The 13,944-nt window shown below is 71.9% G+C and carries 16 protein-coding genes and 1 pseudogene; 6 read left to right on the top strand and 11 right to left on the bottom strand.

Going from position 1 to position 13,944, the window contains the following annotated elements:
* Positions 1–803: 803 nt before the first annotated feature.
* Positions 804–1,439, bottom strand: a complete 636-nt coding sequence (locus AA75_RS39470) for a TetR/AcrR family transcriptional regulator (protein ID WP_051814191.1) — start codon at positions 1,437–1,439, stop codon at positions 804–806.
* 112 nt (positions 1,440–1,551) lie between these two features.
* Here AA75_RS39470 and AA75_RS39465 point away from each other — a divergent pair, with 112 nt between their 5' ends.
* The 3 genes from AA75_RS39465 to AA75_RS39455 all read left to right on the top strand — a co-directional run bounded on the left by AA75_RS39465 (position 1,552) and on the right by AA75_RS39455 (position 4,917).
* The gene (locus tag AA75_RS39465; RefSeq protein WP_033825287.1) at positions 1,552–2,493 is read left to right on the top strand and encodes an alpha/beta hydrolase; all 942 of its coding nucleotides are present in this window, start codon (positions 1,552–1,554) and stop codon (positions 2,491–2,493) included.
* Positions 2,494–3,130: 637 nt separating this feature from the next.
* Positions 3,131–4,411, top strand: coding sequence for a molybdopterin-dependent oxidoreductase (locus AA75_RS39460; protein ID WP_082527177.1), 1,281 nt, complete (start codon positions 3,131–3,133; stop codon positions 4,409–4,411).
* On the top strand, positions 4,408–4,917 hold the full coding sequence (locus AA75_RS39455; protein ID WP_033825285.1) for a hypothetical protein: 510 nt from the start codon (positions 4,408–4,410) through the stop codon (positions 4,915–4,917). The genes AA75_RS39460 and AA75_RS39455 overlap by 4 nt, the downstream gene beginning before the upstream one ends.
* Positions 4,918–5,113: 196 nt before the next feature.
* On the opposite strand, the gene AA75_RS53035 is transcribed toward AA75_RS39455, so the two are convergent.
* The 7 genes and pseudogenes from AA75_RS53035 to AA75_RS39425 form a co-directional block, all read right to left on the bottom strand.
* Positions 5,114–5,803, bottom strand: coding sequence for a DUF2064 domain-containing protein (locus AA75_RS53035; protein ID WP_233289395.1), 690 nt, complete (start codon positions 5,801–5,803; stop codon positions 5,114–5,116).
* Positions 5,780–6,448 (bottom strand): annotated as a pseudogene (locus AA75_RS53030) (glycosyltransferase family 2 protein); the annotation flags it as partial. The pseudogene AA75_RS53030 and the gene AA75_RS53035, both read right to left, overlap by 24 nt.
* 207 nt (positions 6,449–6,655) lie before the next feature.
* On the bottom strand, positions 6,656–7,414 hold the full coding sequence (locus AA75_RS39445; RefSeq protein ID WP_033825284.1) for an anti-sigma factor: 759 nt from the start codon (positions 7,412–7,414) through the stop codon (positions 6,656–6,658).
* Entirely contained in the window at positions 7,411–7,995 is a 585-nt protein-coding gene (gene sigK, locus AA75_RS39440; RefSeq protein ID WP_051814189.1) for an ECF RNA polymerase sigma factor SigK, read from the bottom strand. The genes AA75_RS39445 and sigK overlap by 4 nt, the downstream gene beginning before the upstream one ends.
* Before the next feature lie 126 nt (positions 7,996–8,121).
* Entirely contained in the window at positions 8,122–8,676 is a 555-nt protein-coding gene (locus AA75_RS39435; protein WP_051814188.1) for an ATP-binding protein, read from the bottom strand.
* 151 nt (positions 8,677–8,827) lie between these two features.
* Complete coding sequence (locus tag AA75_RS39430; RefSeq protein ID WP_051814187.1) at positions 8,828–9,220, bottom strand: hypothetical protein; 393 nt, start codon at positions 9,218–9,220, stop codon at positions 8,828–8,830.
* A gap of 339 nt (positions 9,221–9,559) precedes the next feature.
* The gene (locus AA75_RS39425) at positions 9,560–10,267 is read right to left on the bottom strand and encodes a MucR family transcriptional regulator (protein WP_158515650.1); all 708 of its coding nucleotides are present in this window, start codon (positions 10,265–10,267) and stop codon (positions 9,560–9,562) included.
* Between the two features lie 427 nt (positions 10,268–10,694).
* Between AA75_RS39425 and AA75_RS39420 the strand changes: the two genes are divergently transcribed.
* Positions 10,695–11,291, top strand: a complete 597-nt coding sequence (locus AA75_RS39420) for a sigma-70 family RNA polymerase sigma factor (RefSeq protein WP_033825280.1) — start codon at positions 10,695–10,697, stop codon at positions 11,289–11,291.
* A gap of 226 nt (positions 11,292–11,517) precedes the next feature.
* Here the strand turns inward: AA75_RS39420 and AA75_RS50410 are convergent, their stop codons facing one another.
* The 3 genes from AA75_RS50410 to AA75_RS39415 form a co-directional block, all read right to left on the bottom strand.
* On the bottom strand, positions 11,518–11,676 hold the full coding sequence (locus tag AA75_RS50410; RefSeq protein ID WP_158515649.1) for a hypothetical protein: 159 nt from the start codon (positions 11,674–11,676) through the stop codon (positions 11,518–11,520).
* 112 nt (positions 11,677–11,788) lie between these two features.
* Positions 11,789–11,944 carry a DUF6131 family protein gene (locus AA75_RS51240; RefSeq protein ID WP_149038653.1) on the bottom strand — a complete coding sequence of 52 codons (156 nt, stop codon included), beginning with the start codon at positions 11,942–11,944 and terminating at the stop codon, positions 11,789–11,791.
* The gene (locus AA75_RS39415; protein ID WP_082527174.1) at positions 11,941–12,732 is read right to left on the bottom strand and encodes a TetR/AcrR family transcriptional regulator; all 792 of its coding nucleotides are present in this window, start codon (positions 12,730–12,732) and stop codon (positions 11,941–11,943) included. The genes AA75_RS51240 and AA75_RS39415 overlap by 4 nt, the downstream gene beginning before the upstream one ends.
* Positions 12,733–12,859: 127 nt before the next feature.
* Here AA75_RS39415 and AA75_RS39410 point away from each other — a divergent pair, with 127 nt between their 5' ends.
* The gene (locus AA75_RS39410) at positions 12,860–13,465 is read left to right on the top strand and encodes a hypothetical protein (RefSeq protein ID WP_051814186.1); all 606 of its coding nucleotides are present in this window, start codon (positions 12,860–12,862) and stop codon (positions 13,463–13,465) included.
* A 58-nt stretch (positions 13,466–13,523) separates the two neighbouring features.
* On the top strand, positions 13,524–13,697 hold the full coding sequence (locus AA75_RS46610; protein WP_082527173.1) for a CsbD family protein: 174 nt from the start codon (positions 13,524–13,526) through the stop codon (positions 13,695–13,697).
* The last annotated feature ends 247 nt before the right edge of the window (positions 13,698–13,944 follow it).

Raw genomic sequence — 13,944 nt, 5'->3', positions numbered from 1 at the left:
AAGCCTCGAGGGTGAGCTGCGTCTCAACCCGGGCAGGCCCGGCACCGTGATCCATCCCCCACGGCCGGACCCACCAGGTCCTCCTCGTCGACGACCCGGCACTCGCACCTGGACGGCATCCGACAGGCCGGTCGTATCGCGTGCATGGCCCTGGTGCCCTCATGGGCCGCCGGGGCCATGCCAATGCCCGGGCCGTGCCATCGGGCCGTCACCGCGATGGCGGACGCGCAAGCCTCGCCAGGAGACCGCGGGCGAGGGGGCCCGGTCCGGGTGGCCGTGGAGGTCTCGTTGTGGCCGGAGGACTGGCGGTGGGTTCCGGCTGCGTCGGGTGGGCCCGGAACGGGCGAGATGCCGGGGTCCGGCATGCACGCGGGGGCGGCGTCACCGGGCACGGGCCGGACCATCCACCAGGACCCGTTGCCGGACGAGAGGAAGGTCAGCGTCAGATCTGCGGGGATCCTGTCGGGCCTGATGTGGACGACCTGCTTGCCCTTCCCGGTGGCGATTGCCGACCTGGTCGGACGGCTCAGGTATGACGGTGCGGATGCCCGTCCGTACTCGAACGGCTCCTCGGCCTCAGCCCCTCCGCTGCCGACCGATGGGGAGCCGGAGCCGTCAGAACCGCCTACGCAGCCGAGGTGGCCCGCCTATCAGACGGCTGAGACCAATTCCACCCGGGCGAGGTCCGTGCCCACGATCGCATGGGACGTCCCCCTGACAAGACGTCGGATGGCAGGCCCCGTGCTCACTGTCCGCATGCGAACAGCGGCCCGGAACAGCCCTCGGCGGTCGGGGCCGAGCGGTTACGGAACGACGTAGCTCTCGATGTGGTCGATCACCGCCGATACTGCCTGCCGGTACGCGGTGCTTGACCGGCGGACCTGCGACAGCAGCATGCCACCCTGGATGGCGGCCAGCAGGGCGGTGGCCAGTGCGGCGACATCGGCGCGCTCGCTCAGCTCGCCGCGGGTCTGCATGCGGACGAGCCCCGACCTGATGGGGAGTTCCCACCGGTCGAAGGAGGCGGAGAGGTCGGTGCGGGCCGAGGGGTCGCTCTCGGCGAGTTCGCTGGCGAGCGAGCCGATCTCGCAGCCACCCACGCACCCCATGGCGTCCTGCCGGTCAGCCGCCGTGTCGCACCAGGCCCGCAGCGCGTCGATGCTGTCCAGGTGGTCCAGCAGGGGGCGCTGCTGGTCGAGCTTGGTGTCGGTCTGGAAGTTGACCACGGCCAGGACCAGGCCCCGCTTGTCGCCGAAGTAGTGGTAGATCTGCGAAGCGCTGACTCCGGCGGCCGCCTGGATGTCCGGGATGCTCGTGCCCCCGACGCCGTGGTGGAACATCAGCTCGGCGGCGGCCTCGATGATGCGGTCACGGGTCTTCCGGCCGGGCTTGGTGAGTCGGCGCCGCTCCGGCCCTTCGACGTCCACGGGTGGGTTCATGCGTCCACCGTACCAAGAGTTGGAATTGTCATTCCAACTCTGGAGGGCATAGGAATTGGAGCGATGATTCCAACTCTGCCGTGTTCCGGCAGCCTCCAGGACGGTGACCACCATGTCCCTTGACCCCCAGATCGACGCCTTGCTCAAGCAGTTGGCCGAAGGAGGCGGCCCCGCTCCGGAGAGCCAGACGGTCGGGGAGAACCGCGCCCTCGCGAGCAGCCTCGCCACCCTCGCGGGTGACCCTGAGCCGGTCGGCAGCGTCCACGACACCGTGGCCGCCGCCGAAGGCGTCGAGGTCCCCGTCCGCGTCTACACCCCTGCCGGCGTGTCGCGCTCCGGGCGGTTGCCCGTGACGGTCTTCTTCCACGGCGGCGGGTGGGTCCTCGGGGACCTGGACAGCCAGGACCACATCGCCCGCATCATGGCCAACCGCTCCGGCACGATCGTGGTCTCCGTCGACTACCGGCTCGCCCCGGAGCACCGCTTCCCGGCAGCGTCGGAAGACGCCTGGGCCGCCCTCACCTGGGTCGCGGCCAACGCCGACAGCTTCGGCGGCGACGGGCAGAACATCGCCGTGTTCGGCGAGAGCGCCGGCGGCAACCTCGCCGCCGCCCTCGTACAGGAAGCCCGGCTACGTGGGGGACCTCGGATCGCCCTGCAGGTCCTGGCGTATCCGGCGGTCGACCGGTTCGACGACAGCCCCTCGATGTACGAGAACATGGCCGGACCGCTGCTCACCCGCTCCTGGCTCGAATGGTTCTGGGGCCTGTACCTCACCACACCCGACGAAGGCGGTGACCCGCGTGTCTCGCCGGCGCGCGCCGACGACCTGGCCGGTCTGCCTCCCGCCGTCATCGTCACCGCCGAACACGATCCGCTGCGGGACCAGGGTGATCGGTACGCGCAAAGGCTTGCCGACGCCGGAGTGCCGGTCGAACACCTCCCGGTGATGGGCGCCATCCACGCCTTCTTCTCGTTCACCGGGTCGGTGCAGCTCTCACGGGATGTCCTGAACCAGCTCGGAGATTCCGTGGCTGCGGCATTCAACGACTGACCCCGCCCAGCCGTTGTCAGGCCCCGTGCATCTGCGCGGGGCCTGCGTCCTGATTCGGTCCGCAAGGCGATCAAGAGCAGCCCAGGCGTGAATCGAGCATGACGATGGCCGTGGAGGTACCTGGCTGTGGTGGTCCGGCACCGGTGCCACTGCCGCCGACGTCGGCCGCCTCTGGCAGGCGTTCCTCCGCCGCTTCGACATCGAGCACACGTTCGAAGGGGCGCGCTCTAGGTCGTTCGGGAGTAGGCCCAGCAAGTGGACCCCCCCCAGGGGGAGACGGGGCCCGGTCCGCTGCAGCACGGGCTCGGCCGGTCCTGCCGACCCGACGATCCGTAAGAAGTCGATGCAGCTCTGTGACGGATCTGCGGCATACGGTCGGGCCAGCGCGGCGCCTCCGCGCGCGTCCTGAAGGAGCGACCTCCTGAACGCCCATGACCGTGACGCGGACGATTCCCGCAGTCCCGGGACCGGCTCCCACCAGCCGCCCGGGCCGAGCGAGGAGCCAGCCCTCGGACCGCCGCAGCCGACGGGCCCACGTCAGCAACGACCTGACCGTGAACCCGCACCCCCCACCCGTCCGCGACCGAAATCCACAGCCGCCCGGCCCAGCGGCCGTGGACCCCGGCCACGTTCCGCGATCGCCGCCGGGCCACCGCCCGGACCTGCGCGGCCCGAGTTCTGGCGCAGTCCGCTGCGCGGCCCGTGGCTCACCTCGGTCCTGGGTCTGGTCCTGCTGGCCGGGATCACGGTGATGTTCGTGACCGGCCTGCTCTCCTACGCCGCCTACAACCCGGACCTGGCCGCGGTCAACGACCAGACGCCGGACAAAGGCTGGCTCGGCTTCTACCTCTTCTCGTGGCCGACCAGCCCCAGCTGGCTCTACCGCCTGACCCAGGGGATCCACGTCACCCTCGGCATCGTGCTGATCCCGGTCCTGCTCGCCAAGCTCTGGTCGGTCATCCCCAAGCTGTTCTCATGGCCGCCGGTCCGCTCGCCCGCCCACGCGCTCGAACGGCTCTCCCTGCTGCTCCTCGTCGGTGGCGCGCTGTTCGAGGTCGTCACCGGGGTCCTCAACATCCAGCTGCACTACATCTTTCCCGGCTCCTTCTACACCCTGCACTACTACGGCGCGTGGGTCTTCATCGGCGCCTTCGCCGTCCACGTGGTCCTGCGCATCCCCCGGGTGGCCAGGGCGCTGCGCAGCCGGCGCCTGCGCACGGTGCTGTGCACCGACACGGCCGGCACCGTTCCCGAGCCGCTCGACGACACCGGCCTGGTCTCCCCGCGACCCGCCCCCGCGACCGTCTCCCGCCGCGGCGCCCTCGCCATGGTCGGCGCGGGCTGCCTGGCCCTGTTCGCGGTGACGGCCGGTCAGAGTATCGGCGGGTGGTGGCGCAGGACCGCACTGCTCGCCCCGCACGGCCAGGAACCCGGCACCGGCCCGAACGGCTTCCAGATCAACAAGACCGCCGCCGATGTCGGAATCCGCCCCGCCGACATCGGCCCCGACTGGCGGCTGACCGTCCGCGGCCCCGGCCGCGAGACGGTCCTCACGCTGGATCAGCTGAGGCGGCTCCCGCAGACCACCGCGGCCCTGCCCATCGCCTGCGTCGAGGGCTGGTCCACCACGGACCAGGACTGGACCGGCGTCCGGCTGACCGACCTGGCCGCGCTCGTCGGGATCGACGGCAGCCCGCCGGACGTCTTCGTCGAATCCGTCCAGCGCGGCGGGTCGTTCGGCTCCACCGTCCTGCGCGACAACCAGGTCCGCGACGCCCGCTCCCTGTTGGCCCTGCGCGTCAACGGCGCCGACCTCTCACCGGACCACGGCCACCCCGCGCGGATCATCGTCCCGGCCAACCCCGGTGTCCACAACACCAAGTGGGTCACCCGCCTCACCTTCGGAGCCACCGGATGAAGCACCCCGCCGGCTTCCTGGCGCGCTACGGCGCATCCCCGCTGCACCTGCTCCTGGTCCTGTGCTCCTTCGCCCTGGCCCTGTACGCCGGGATCCGTCTCCTCAAGGGCGACCTGCTCGGCGTGGCGATCTGGTTCGTCGGCGCCGCACTGCTCCACGACCTGGTCCTGCTCCCGCTCTACACCCTCACGGACCGGGCCGCCCAGGCCCTGACGGGTGGCCGCCCGGGCGGGGCCGACGACAACAGGGCGCACCGGGTACCGCCGGTCAACTACCTTCGCGTACCCGCCTTCCTCTCCCTGCTCCTGCTGGCCGTCTGGTACCCGCTGATCCTGCGCCGCGTCCCCGGCTACCGGCCCGCCACCGCCCTGGACCCCGACCGCTTCCTCGGGCACTGGCTGCTGCTGACCGCCGGGTTCTTCGCCCTCTCCGCGGCCTGTCTGCTGGCCGCAACGGCCCGCGGACGGCGGAAGGCGGAACGCGGGCGACATGCGGCGAAGCCGTGATGACACGTCCTGAGCGGGGACACCGTGGCCGGCTGCGAGACGGGGTGGCCGCGGATGGCCCGGACGCGCGCCCGGCGGAACGGTGGTCCGGGGCAATGAGCCGCGGAGCGGAGCAGGAGGCCGTGGTCCGCCCCGGTTGCTCGCACGCATCAGCGGACCACGTCCGGTGCGGACGGCCTCGGCGAACGGGTGAGGGTCAGCCGGTTACGCCGGGGGTGAGGCCGGTGGAGCGCAGGCACGCGGCGAAGCGGCTGTGCGGTGCGGCCTCGGCGACCTGGTGGGCATCGTGGGAGGTGTCGACGTCGGTGAGCGGGGGGAAATGTCCGACCGTCAGCCCGAGGCCGGTCAGCCGATCGAGCAGGGTGTCGCCGGTTGCGGGAGTCGACATCGGCAGGCCCAGCAGGAGGCGTCCGGCCAGGTGTTCGGTGGGCCGGGCCAGGCCGAGGGCCCAGAAACCGCCGTCGGTCGCCGGGCCGTACCACGCGTCGATCCCGGCACGGCAGATCGCGGAGAGCGGCTCGGCCAGTGTCCGTGCGGCCAGTTGGGGAGTGTCCATGCCGATCAGCACAGCAGGCGCCTGCGGCGCGAGCCGTGCGGCGTGCGCGAAGGCGGCGGTGAGCCGCTCGTCCAGGCCGCCTGCGGACTGCGGCACCACCTGCCAGCCGGCGGGGAGCCACGGGCCGGGCTCGCCGTCCAGCACCAGCAGCCGTCGTCCGGCCGGGACCGCCGACAGTGTGTGGAGCGTGTCGGTGAGCGCGGCCTCCGCCAGGGCGGCGGCCTGCTCGGGCGTCCACGGCGGCGTGAGCCGGGTCTTCACCTGGCCGGGCACCGGCGCCTTGGCGATCACCAGCAGAGTCGGTGCGGGAGCCCGCAGCACCGCACGCATGTCGCGAACGGCCTGATGGGTCCCGCGCAGCGTACCGGTGACCTTGGAACGGCCCGCGCGCGGCAGATAGTCGACGGGCGCCTCGGCGATCCGCATGCCGGCCGCCGAAGCCGCGAGGACCATCTCCAGCGGGTACCCCGAGCGGCGGTCACCCACCCCCAGTGCGAGCAGGCGCTCGCGCCGAGCGGCCCGCATCGGGCCGAGGTCGTGGAGCGGCGCGCCGGTGCGAGCGCGCAGCCGGTGTGCCAGGAAGGCGTTGGCCATCCGGGCGTGCAGCGGCCAGGCACCGGCGGTGACGGGCCGCCGGCGGCCGAGCACGAGGTCCGCCGTCCCGGCCCAGACAGGGCCGGTGACCCGGTGGAGCTGGGCCGGGTCCAGTGAGCCGTCACAGTCGAGGAAGCACACCAGCTCGGCCGTGGCGGCGACCAGCCCCGCGTGGCAGGCTGCGCCGAAGCCCCGCCGGGGTTCCTCGACGACCGTTGCGCCCAGGGAGCGCGCCAGGCCGGCGGAGCCGTCCCGGGAGCCGTTGTCCACGACGATCGCCCGCCAGCCGGACGGAATCCGGCTGAGGACCCACGGCAGTGCCGCGGCCTCGTCGAGGCAGGGCAGCACCACGTCGACGGAACGTGGGTGGGAGGCGCTCACCCCGGCCACGCTAGCCGCGGCGGGCTGCCGGAGGCAGCCGCAACGCCAGCGGCGCTCCTACTTGGCTCCGGCCGCCCGAATGGACCGGACCACCGTTGGTGCGGGAGCACGGCCCGGGCCCGATCCTGTGGGCTGCCGTGCCCTGATGTCGGCCGGCCCGGGACCGGGTGTGCAGTTCGCGGTCGAATGGTGCCGCTGCGCGGCCGGTCAGCCGAGGGGGAGGAGCAGCAGCGGCAGGCTGGTGGGCTGCAGTGAGCCGCCTGTGGGTTCGACGGTGACGCCGACGCCGGTGGCGCCGTCGACGGGGCCCTGGAGCAGAACCGAGCCGGTGGAGGAGGCCAGCAGACCGGCGGGGCGGGCCGCGCCCGCGTCGTCGAACCAGAGTTCGTAGACCTTGCCCTCGGTCAGGGAGGGCAGCGCGGCGGCGAGGAAACCGGCCTGGCCGCGGCTGTGGGACCAGACCACGGTGCCGGCGCCCGAACCGGCGGTCGCCGTGCTGGTCCTGACGTCCGGCGCGGTGAGCAGGTGACTGAAAGCCGCGGTCTGCTCCTGCAACTGGACGCTGTACTGCTGCGCCCGCTGCGTGTCGTGGTGCTGGTCGACCGCGACACCACCCAGACCGATGGCGGCCGCCACGGAGGCGGCGAGCGCGAACCTGGGCCAGGACCGTGCGAGGCGTCGGCGGCGGTTCTGGTGCACGCCGCCCTCGTCCGTCGGGTCGGGACCACGGGGTCTTAGCTGACGTACGGAGCCGATGCCGGCCATGACCCGAGCCTCGATCCCGGGTGGCGCAGTCGTCGTCTGAGCTGCGCCGAGGCGGGCGAGCGCGGCCCGAAGCTCCCGTACCTCCTGGGTGCAGGCCGGGCAGCGTGTCAGGTGCCGGCGGAACTCCGTGCGTTCCGGGTCCGGGAGTGCGTGGGCGGCGTAGGCGCCGGTCAGGGTGTGGAGGTCGGCGGTGGTGGTCACGATCCCACCCCCAGGCAGTCGCGGAGCCGGATCAGGCCGTCGCGCAGCCGTGTCTTGATCGTGCCCAGGGGCGCGCCGAGCATCTCGGCCGCTTCCCGGTAGGTGTGGCCCCGGTAGTAGGCGAGCGTGACCGACTCCCGCTGGAGCTCGGTCAGTGATGCCAGGCAGCGGCGTACCTGTTCCTGTTCGAGGCGGTGCTCGACCTGCTCGGCGACGTCGTCGTAGGCGGTCGCTTGTGCCTGGGCGGCGGCCCGGCGGTCACGGTCGGTGGCGGCTTGGGCGCTGCGGACCCGGTCCACCGCGCGGCGGTGGGCGAGTGTCAGGATCCACGTCATCACCTCGCCGCGTTCCGGCCGGTAGCGGGCGGCGGTCCGCCAGACCTCCAGCATCACCTCCTGGGTCACCTCCTCCGACTGCGCGTGGTCGCGCAACACCCTGCGCACGAGGCCGAACACCGGCCCCGCCACGGTCAGGTACAGCCGGCGGAAGGCATCGTGGTCACCGAAGGCGCTGAGGGCGAGCAGCTCCACGAGGTCCGGCCCGCGGTGCTGCTCGCCCGCGAAGCGGGCGGTGCCGTTCACGGCTTCGCTCCGGTGGGGCAGGGCGGTTCCGCCACGGGCGGGCGGTGGACGGAGAGACGGTTACGCACGGCGGGCCTCCCAAAGGGGATGCCGAAGCGGAAGAGGGCTGGTTCCGGGTTGATGGGCCTACCAGGCGCGGGCACGGGGGTCGAAGGCGGCCGGCTCCGGCGCCGGCCGATGGCCGGTGGCGTTGATGTGGCGTCGTCGGCACGGAAGGTGGGCGTGGACGGTCTTCCCGGAGCCGGGGTCGAGGGTGACCTGGAGGATGCCGCAGAGTGCGGCGACGAGGTGCAGGCCCAGGCCGCCGGTCCCGGCCTGGGGATCGGGCAGCCGGGGCAGCGGCGGGGTGCGGCTGGTGTCGGAGACGGCGATGTCGAGTTCCTCGTCGAGGGCGGTGACGGTGATGGTGCCGGGCCCGTGGGTGTGGCGCACCGCGTTGGTGACGAGTTCGCTGACGACCAGCAGCAGGTCCTCCTCCTCGCGGGGGTGACCGGGCCGGACCTGTTCGAAGAAGGCACGGGCGGCGCCGCGGATGTCGGCGACACTCTCGGGGGAGGCGCTGAATGCGGCCTCCCAGTACTGCCCGCAAGCCTTCCGGGCGCTGCGCGAACTCGGCGGTGTGCGCTGCTGGACGGGGGCGCGTGCGGTGACTGGGGTGGTGGTGGACGCGGTGGTGGTCATGATGCTCGCTGCTTTCCGTGCTGGTGCTCACGGGGCAGGGCGAGGGTGTCCCGGAAACCGTTTCGGGGCTGTCGGTGTGGTTCGGGGCTCCCGCTCCCCGGTGGTTACGGGAGCCCCGGGTCGTGCGTGGCCACGCGGGTCATCGGGAGGTTCAGCGGACTTCCCAGTAGCCCTTGTGCCAGGTCTTCATCCAGTGGCCGGCCACCCAGCGGTGGCTGTCGTACGCCTTGTGCCAGGTCTTGTGCCAGTAGCCGGGGTGGTGGTGGCCCTTGCTGTCGGTCCAGCCCGCGTGCCACTGGTTCTCCCAGTAGCCGGCGTGGTGGCTGTTCTCCCAGTGGCCCGGTACCCACTTGTTCTCCCAGTACCCGGTGTGCCAGGTGTAGTGGCCGTTGTGCTGGTGGGTCTCGTACTGGCTGTTGTAGGAGGACACGGACCTGCTGTCCTGCGGGGTGGTCGCCGAGGCCGCGCCGGCCGTGGTGATCGCCGCGCCGCCGGCCAGCAGCGCTGCGGCTGCGGCCAGGGAGAGCGAACGCTTCGCGTTCATGGAAGTCATCGCCTTTCGCAAGGGTGCGGCACACGCGGCTGCGTCCCTTTCCCCGCCGGGAGGCGGGAGCCGGGGCACAGCGGGTGGGAGGCGGCGGTGACCGTGGCGGGCGGCCCGGTGGGCCGTGCCGGCGGAGCGGACCGTGCTCCCTGCGTACCGCGTTGGATGGTCATGCCCTTGGTTCGAAGGCAATGGGGCCGACGGATGGGTGACTTGACGCTTTTATTAATAGTGATGTTATTTGCACTGCTATGTCCGGGTGGGTGCCGCCGACATGCACGTGCCCGGCCCGGGTGTGCGACTGCAGTGGTGACCGGTTGTGCTGCGGGAGGCGCGGGTTCACCTGCGCAGCCCTGCCGTCACCCATGGAATGCTGCGGCCCGTACTCGCCGCCAGCTCCGCCAGTGTGGCTCCGTCGGCCTGACGCTCCTTCAACCAGGCCGTGATGTCGCGGGCGCCGACGCGCTCCGCAGCGGCCAGGTCGTTGAGTGCCACCCTGGCCCTGCGGCCGGTGGCCGAGTTCTCGCCCGTCGCGCGAGCCCGGATGCCGACCGTGCCCAGCAACCGCCGCATCTGCTCGCTCCCGATGCCGAGCCGGCGGGCCGTGGCCTCCAGGCTCTGTTCGCCGTCCAGGTACAGCGCCCGCACCGCCGTTCCGACGTCGCCGTACCCCAGCGTGGCGACCCGCGCCTGTAGCCGTGCGGCCGCGGCCGCCGCCTGGGTGCGGCGTCCGTCGTCGAGGCGCGCGCGCCGCTCGTGCACCAGCTCGTCCGATGCGCCGTGCCGGGCCAGGGACTGCCTTGCTTCCGCGGCCAGCCGGCCCTGCCGGGCCATGGTCTGGCCGGTACTGAAGTCCGCCCTCATGCGCGGCGACGACGCGTACGCGGTGCGCTGTGCGGCCGACCGGGCCTGGCTCAGCGCGCGGGCGCTGAGTGCGCGGGTGCGCAGCAGGCCGAACTCCTCACGGTACTGGGCCGCCGTCAGGCCGTGCGCCCTGACGTGGGAACCCAGTGAGCGGAACGCCCGCCCGCAGACGTGACACAGCACCAGATCGGCCTCCTCGTCGCGGAGGAGACGCCCGCGCTCCGGCTCCACGGGGTGTTGGACGGAACCGATGGCAGGCCTCAACCCGCTCTCCATGGGACTCCTCCCTCGCAGGTGGGCGGTGTGACGACAGTGCTCACCAGAATCTATTGCTCATAGCATGCAACTGATTCCAATGAGCAATAGCGTCGCCGAGGTGGGTCGCTCTGCCGGACCGCACGCCGCACCGGGATCAGCCTGAGGAGCGGCCCGGGCTCGGTCGCCGACGGGGCCAAAGGCAGAGGCATCTCGGCGGCGCCGGGGGACCCCGCGCACCGCCACCACCCACGCAGGAAGCGGCACCGGAACCGCCGTCCGGGTGGGGGCAGTGAGGAAAAGTGCGGTCGGTCCTGCACGTGCCTGCGGGCTGGGAGGCGCTGCCGAGCGCGAGGTGTCCCGCTACCGCACCTGGCACATCGACCGGGCGGACCTACGCCAGGCCGGCATCCTCGGGCTGCTGATCGCCGCCAGCCGCTTCGAACCCCAGCGCGCTGTGCCCTTCGGCGCATACGCGCACACCTGGGTGCGCAAGGAGATCCAGCGCGCCATCTCCCAACAGGAGTTCCCCGCCGTCGTGCCCGCCGACCTCGTCGGACGCACCGTCGCTCTGCGCCGCGCCCTGGACGAGAACGCCGACAGCCTGAACCTGGCGGCGGCCGCGCTGGGCATCTCACCGACGACCGTCGCCGCGCTCCACCGGCAACTTGGTGTCACCGGCCCCGAGGAGTACGAAGAACTACCAGCGCCCGGCTATGTTCTGACCGATCCCGAACATGCCGCTGTCGCGCAGGACTTCACCAGAGCAGTCCGTACCGGCCTGGCCCGCATCGAACCGCGCGAGGCCGAGGCGCTGATCCTGCGCCACGGCCTGGACGACCGACCGGAACGGTCATTGCGCCAGATCGGCCGCCACCTCGGGGTCTCCGACCACACCGCCAGGAAGCTCGTCGAACGCGCCCAGGCCCACCTGCGCCGCCTCATCACCTGACGCATCCACCCGGACCGACCACGACGGCCCTCGAACGCGGACCCGCCGCTGACCGATCCTGCCATCGAGCGCGGGCCGGCGTTCTCGTGGTGCGGCGACAGATCAGTGCGGCTCACCGGAGACGGTGAGGCGCCGACCGGCCGTCCGGGCCGCTCTCGGGGGATGGTCGCCGCGGGGCCAGGCCTGGTTGTCGTGGTGACCCGGCTGCCGCGCGGGGGCGGGGCTGTTACTGGGGCCGGGCGCTCGTCTCGGGTGCCTCGGCCTCCTTCTGGTCCTCAGCCTTGGCGCGGACGTCTGCGGGAGTGGGGGCCACGACGTTGCGTTCCTCGGCGGACCGGTCGTGTGTCTCCTGGTCGGGCTGTGCGGTGCCTTCGTGGGTGGTCATGTCAGGTCCTTCTCTCCGGGTGGGCCGGAACGGGCCGGAATGGGCCGGGCCCTGGGGCCCGGCCCGCGGTGTCCGGTTGGGGGGTGGTGGTGCGTGGCGGTGGGGGCCGGGTTTAGAAGTAGTGGCGCCGTCCGCCGACCTCGTGGCCGACCGCGCCCATGGTCCACAGCGCGACGCCGATGAGGGCCAGGACGATGCCGATCGTCCACAGGAAGGAAATGCTGGTGACGAATCCGATGATGAGCAGGATGACTCCGAGGACGATCATGATGACCTCTGTTTCAGGCCCCCCGGTGGTGTGTTCTCCGCTGCTGCGGAGGTGACATTGCGTCCTTTCCGAGTGCGGGACTTTGAGGGAATCGGGGTGAGTGTGGTGGTCAGGCCGGTGAGGAGGATGTCGAGGCCGCTCTCGAGTTCGGCGGCGCCGTCGTAGGCGGCCAGGGTGGAGGCAAGGCCGCGTAGCAGGGGGAATTCGCCGATCGGGAGCCGGTGCAGGCCCAGGCGCAGTAGGTCGTCGTTCTCCTGGGGGTTGTCGACGAGTTCCTGGAGTTCGTTGAGGAGGTGGCCGTGCAGCAGTCCGAACAGGGCGCGGTAGATGTGCAGGGCGTCCGCGCCGTTGAAGCCGGCCCGGGTGAGTAAGGCGAGGGTGGCTTCGAGGGGGCGGAGGGTGCCCAGGGGGCGGAGGGCGAGCGGGGTGGCGAGGGGGCGGGTGACCAGGAGCGGTACGACGTTGGGGTGGGTCAGGGCGATGCGGCGGTACTGGCGGGCGACGGCTCGTAGTTGGGCGGCCCAGTCGGGGTCGGTGGGGTCCACGGTGAGTTCGGCGAGGACGGTCTCGGCGACGCCGTCGAGCAGGGCCGCCTTGTTGGGGGCGTACCGGTAGAGGCTCATCGGGTCGTGGCCGAGGGCGCGGGCGAGGCGGCGCATGGAGAGTTTCTCTATGCCTTCGCGGTCGATGATCTCCAGTGCGCAGGCCAGCATCCGTTCCCGGCTGAGCTTGCCGCCCGTGGGCGGTTCGCACTCCTCGAGGGCCGGATCGGGTGGGATGGAGGTCATGCTCGCGCCTTCTCTCACGGGGGGTGAGTGCCGGTGACGTAAAGTTCGTAGACCTACGCTGTAGATATCAGTCTACTTCAGGAGTTCACTGTAGGCATACGACGTAGATCCCCCTTTGGAGCACGTCATGCTCATTCTTCTCGGACTTCTCATCCTGATCGCCGCGGCCGTCGTCGCGGTGGCGGGAATTTTCAGCAACACCGGTGCCGCGCACGAGCTCACCAACCCGTTCACGGTGTTCGGACACCACATGAACGGCTCCACGGGCACCCTGTTCCTCTTCGGCATCATCGTCGGGGCAGTGGCCATGCTGGGGCTCTCACTCCTGCTGGCCGGCGCGCGCCGTACCTCCCGCCGCGGCGCCGACGCCCGGCAGGGGCTGCGCGACTCCCGCCGCGAGCGCAAGGCCGTGGCCGCGGACCGCGACGACCTGGTCGAGCAGCGTGACACGGCCCGGGCCGAGGCCGCATCGGCCGGCCGGGACCGCGACGGCCTCGCCGACGAGCGCGACACCCTGACCCGGCAGCGTGATGATCTCGCCGGCCAGCGGGACACCCTGACGCGGCAGCGCGACGACCTGGTGGGTAGCCGCAGCGGCACGCACGAGCAGACCGCCGGCACCCGGGTCGTCCCGATGCCGCAGGAGCGCGGCGAGGACCCGCACGCCGTCGACGAGCCGGAAGCCGAGCCCGAGCGCGGGCACCGCAGGCCGCACCTGTTCGGGACCGGCTAGGCCCGCCACGGGCCACCCCTCACGACCACTCGCGATCACTCAGGAAAGGACATCAGCCATGACTATGGGCAAGAAGATCGCTCACAAGGCCGAAGAGGTCAAGGGCGGCGCGAAGAAGACCGTCGGCCGGGCGACCGGCAACCGCAGCCTCGAGGCGGAGGGCCGCAGCGAGCAGATGAAGGGCGACGCCAAGCAGGCCGGCGCGAAGGCCAAGGACGCCCTCAAACACTGACCACCCCGCCGCACCCGCCGTCGGGTGCGCACCCCGAGTGGAGAATGAGCACGTCATGACCGTTCGGGGCTACCACCCCGAATGGTCGTCTGACCACCGGACCCTGTCATGGCGCACACTCCCACCCCTCAGGGCTCCGGCCGTCCGCCGAAGCGCCGCCTGTCGCACGCTCCGACGCTGGCACGAACACCGCGGGAACCGCCGTCCCCCGCGAGCCGACCGTCCCCGATCGGGCGGTTGCGGTGGA

Origin of the sequence: Kitasatospora sp. MBT63 (genome assembly GCF_000710465.2) — a bacterium.
Taxonomy (GTDB): Bacteria; Actinomycetota; Actinomycetes; order Streptomycetales; family Streptomycetaceae; genus Kitasatospora.
This window is presented reverse-complemented; position numbering and strand designations above follow the sequence as displayed.

Coding starts and splice junctions, on each gene's coding strand:
- AA75_RS39470 (WP_051814191.1), bottom strand. CDS start 1,439: ATGAACCCACCCGTGGACGTCGAAGGGCCGGAGCGGCGCCGACTCACC.
- AA75_RS39465 (WP_033825287.1), top strand. CDS start 1,552: ATGTCCCTTGACCCCCAGATCGACGCCTTGCTCAAGCAGTTGGCCGAA.
- AA75_RS39455 (WP_033825285.1), top strand. CDS start 4,408: ATGAAGCACCCCGCCGGCTTCCTGGCGCGCTACGGCGCATCCCCGCTG.
- AA75_RS53035 (WP_233289395.1), bottom strand. CDS start 5,803: ATGCGTGCGGTGCTGCGGGCTCCCGCACCGACTCTGCTGGTGATCGCC.
- AA75_RS39435 (WP_051814188.1), bottom strand. CDS start 8,676: ATGACCACCACCGCGTCCACCACCACCCCAGTCACCGCACGCGCCCCC.
- AA75_RS39430 (WP_051814187.1), bottom strand. CDS start 9,220: ATGAACGCGAAGCGTTCGCTCTCCCTGGCCGCAGCCGCAGCGCTGCTG.
- AA75_RS50410 (WP_158515649.1), bottom strand. CDS start 11,676: ATGACCACCCACGAAGGCACCGCACAGCCCGACCAGGAGACACACGAC.
- AA75_RS51240 (WP_149038653.1), bottom strand. CDS start 11,944: ATGATCGTCCTCGGAGTCATCCTGCTCATCATCGGATTCGTCACCAGC.
- AA75_RS39415 (WP_082527174.1), bottom strand. CDS start 12,732: ATGACCTCCATCCCACCCGATCCGGCCCTCGAGGAGTGCGAACCGCCC.
- AA75_RS39410 (WP_051814186.1), top strand. CDS start 12,860: ATGCTCATTCTTCTCGGACTTCTCATCCTGATCGCCGCGGCCGTCGTC.
- AA75_RS46610 (WP_082527173.1), top strand. CDS start 13,524: ATGACTATGGGCAAGAAGATCGCTCACAAGGCCGAAGAGGTCAAGGGC.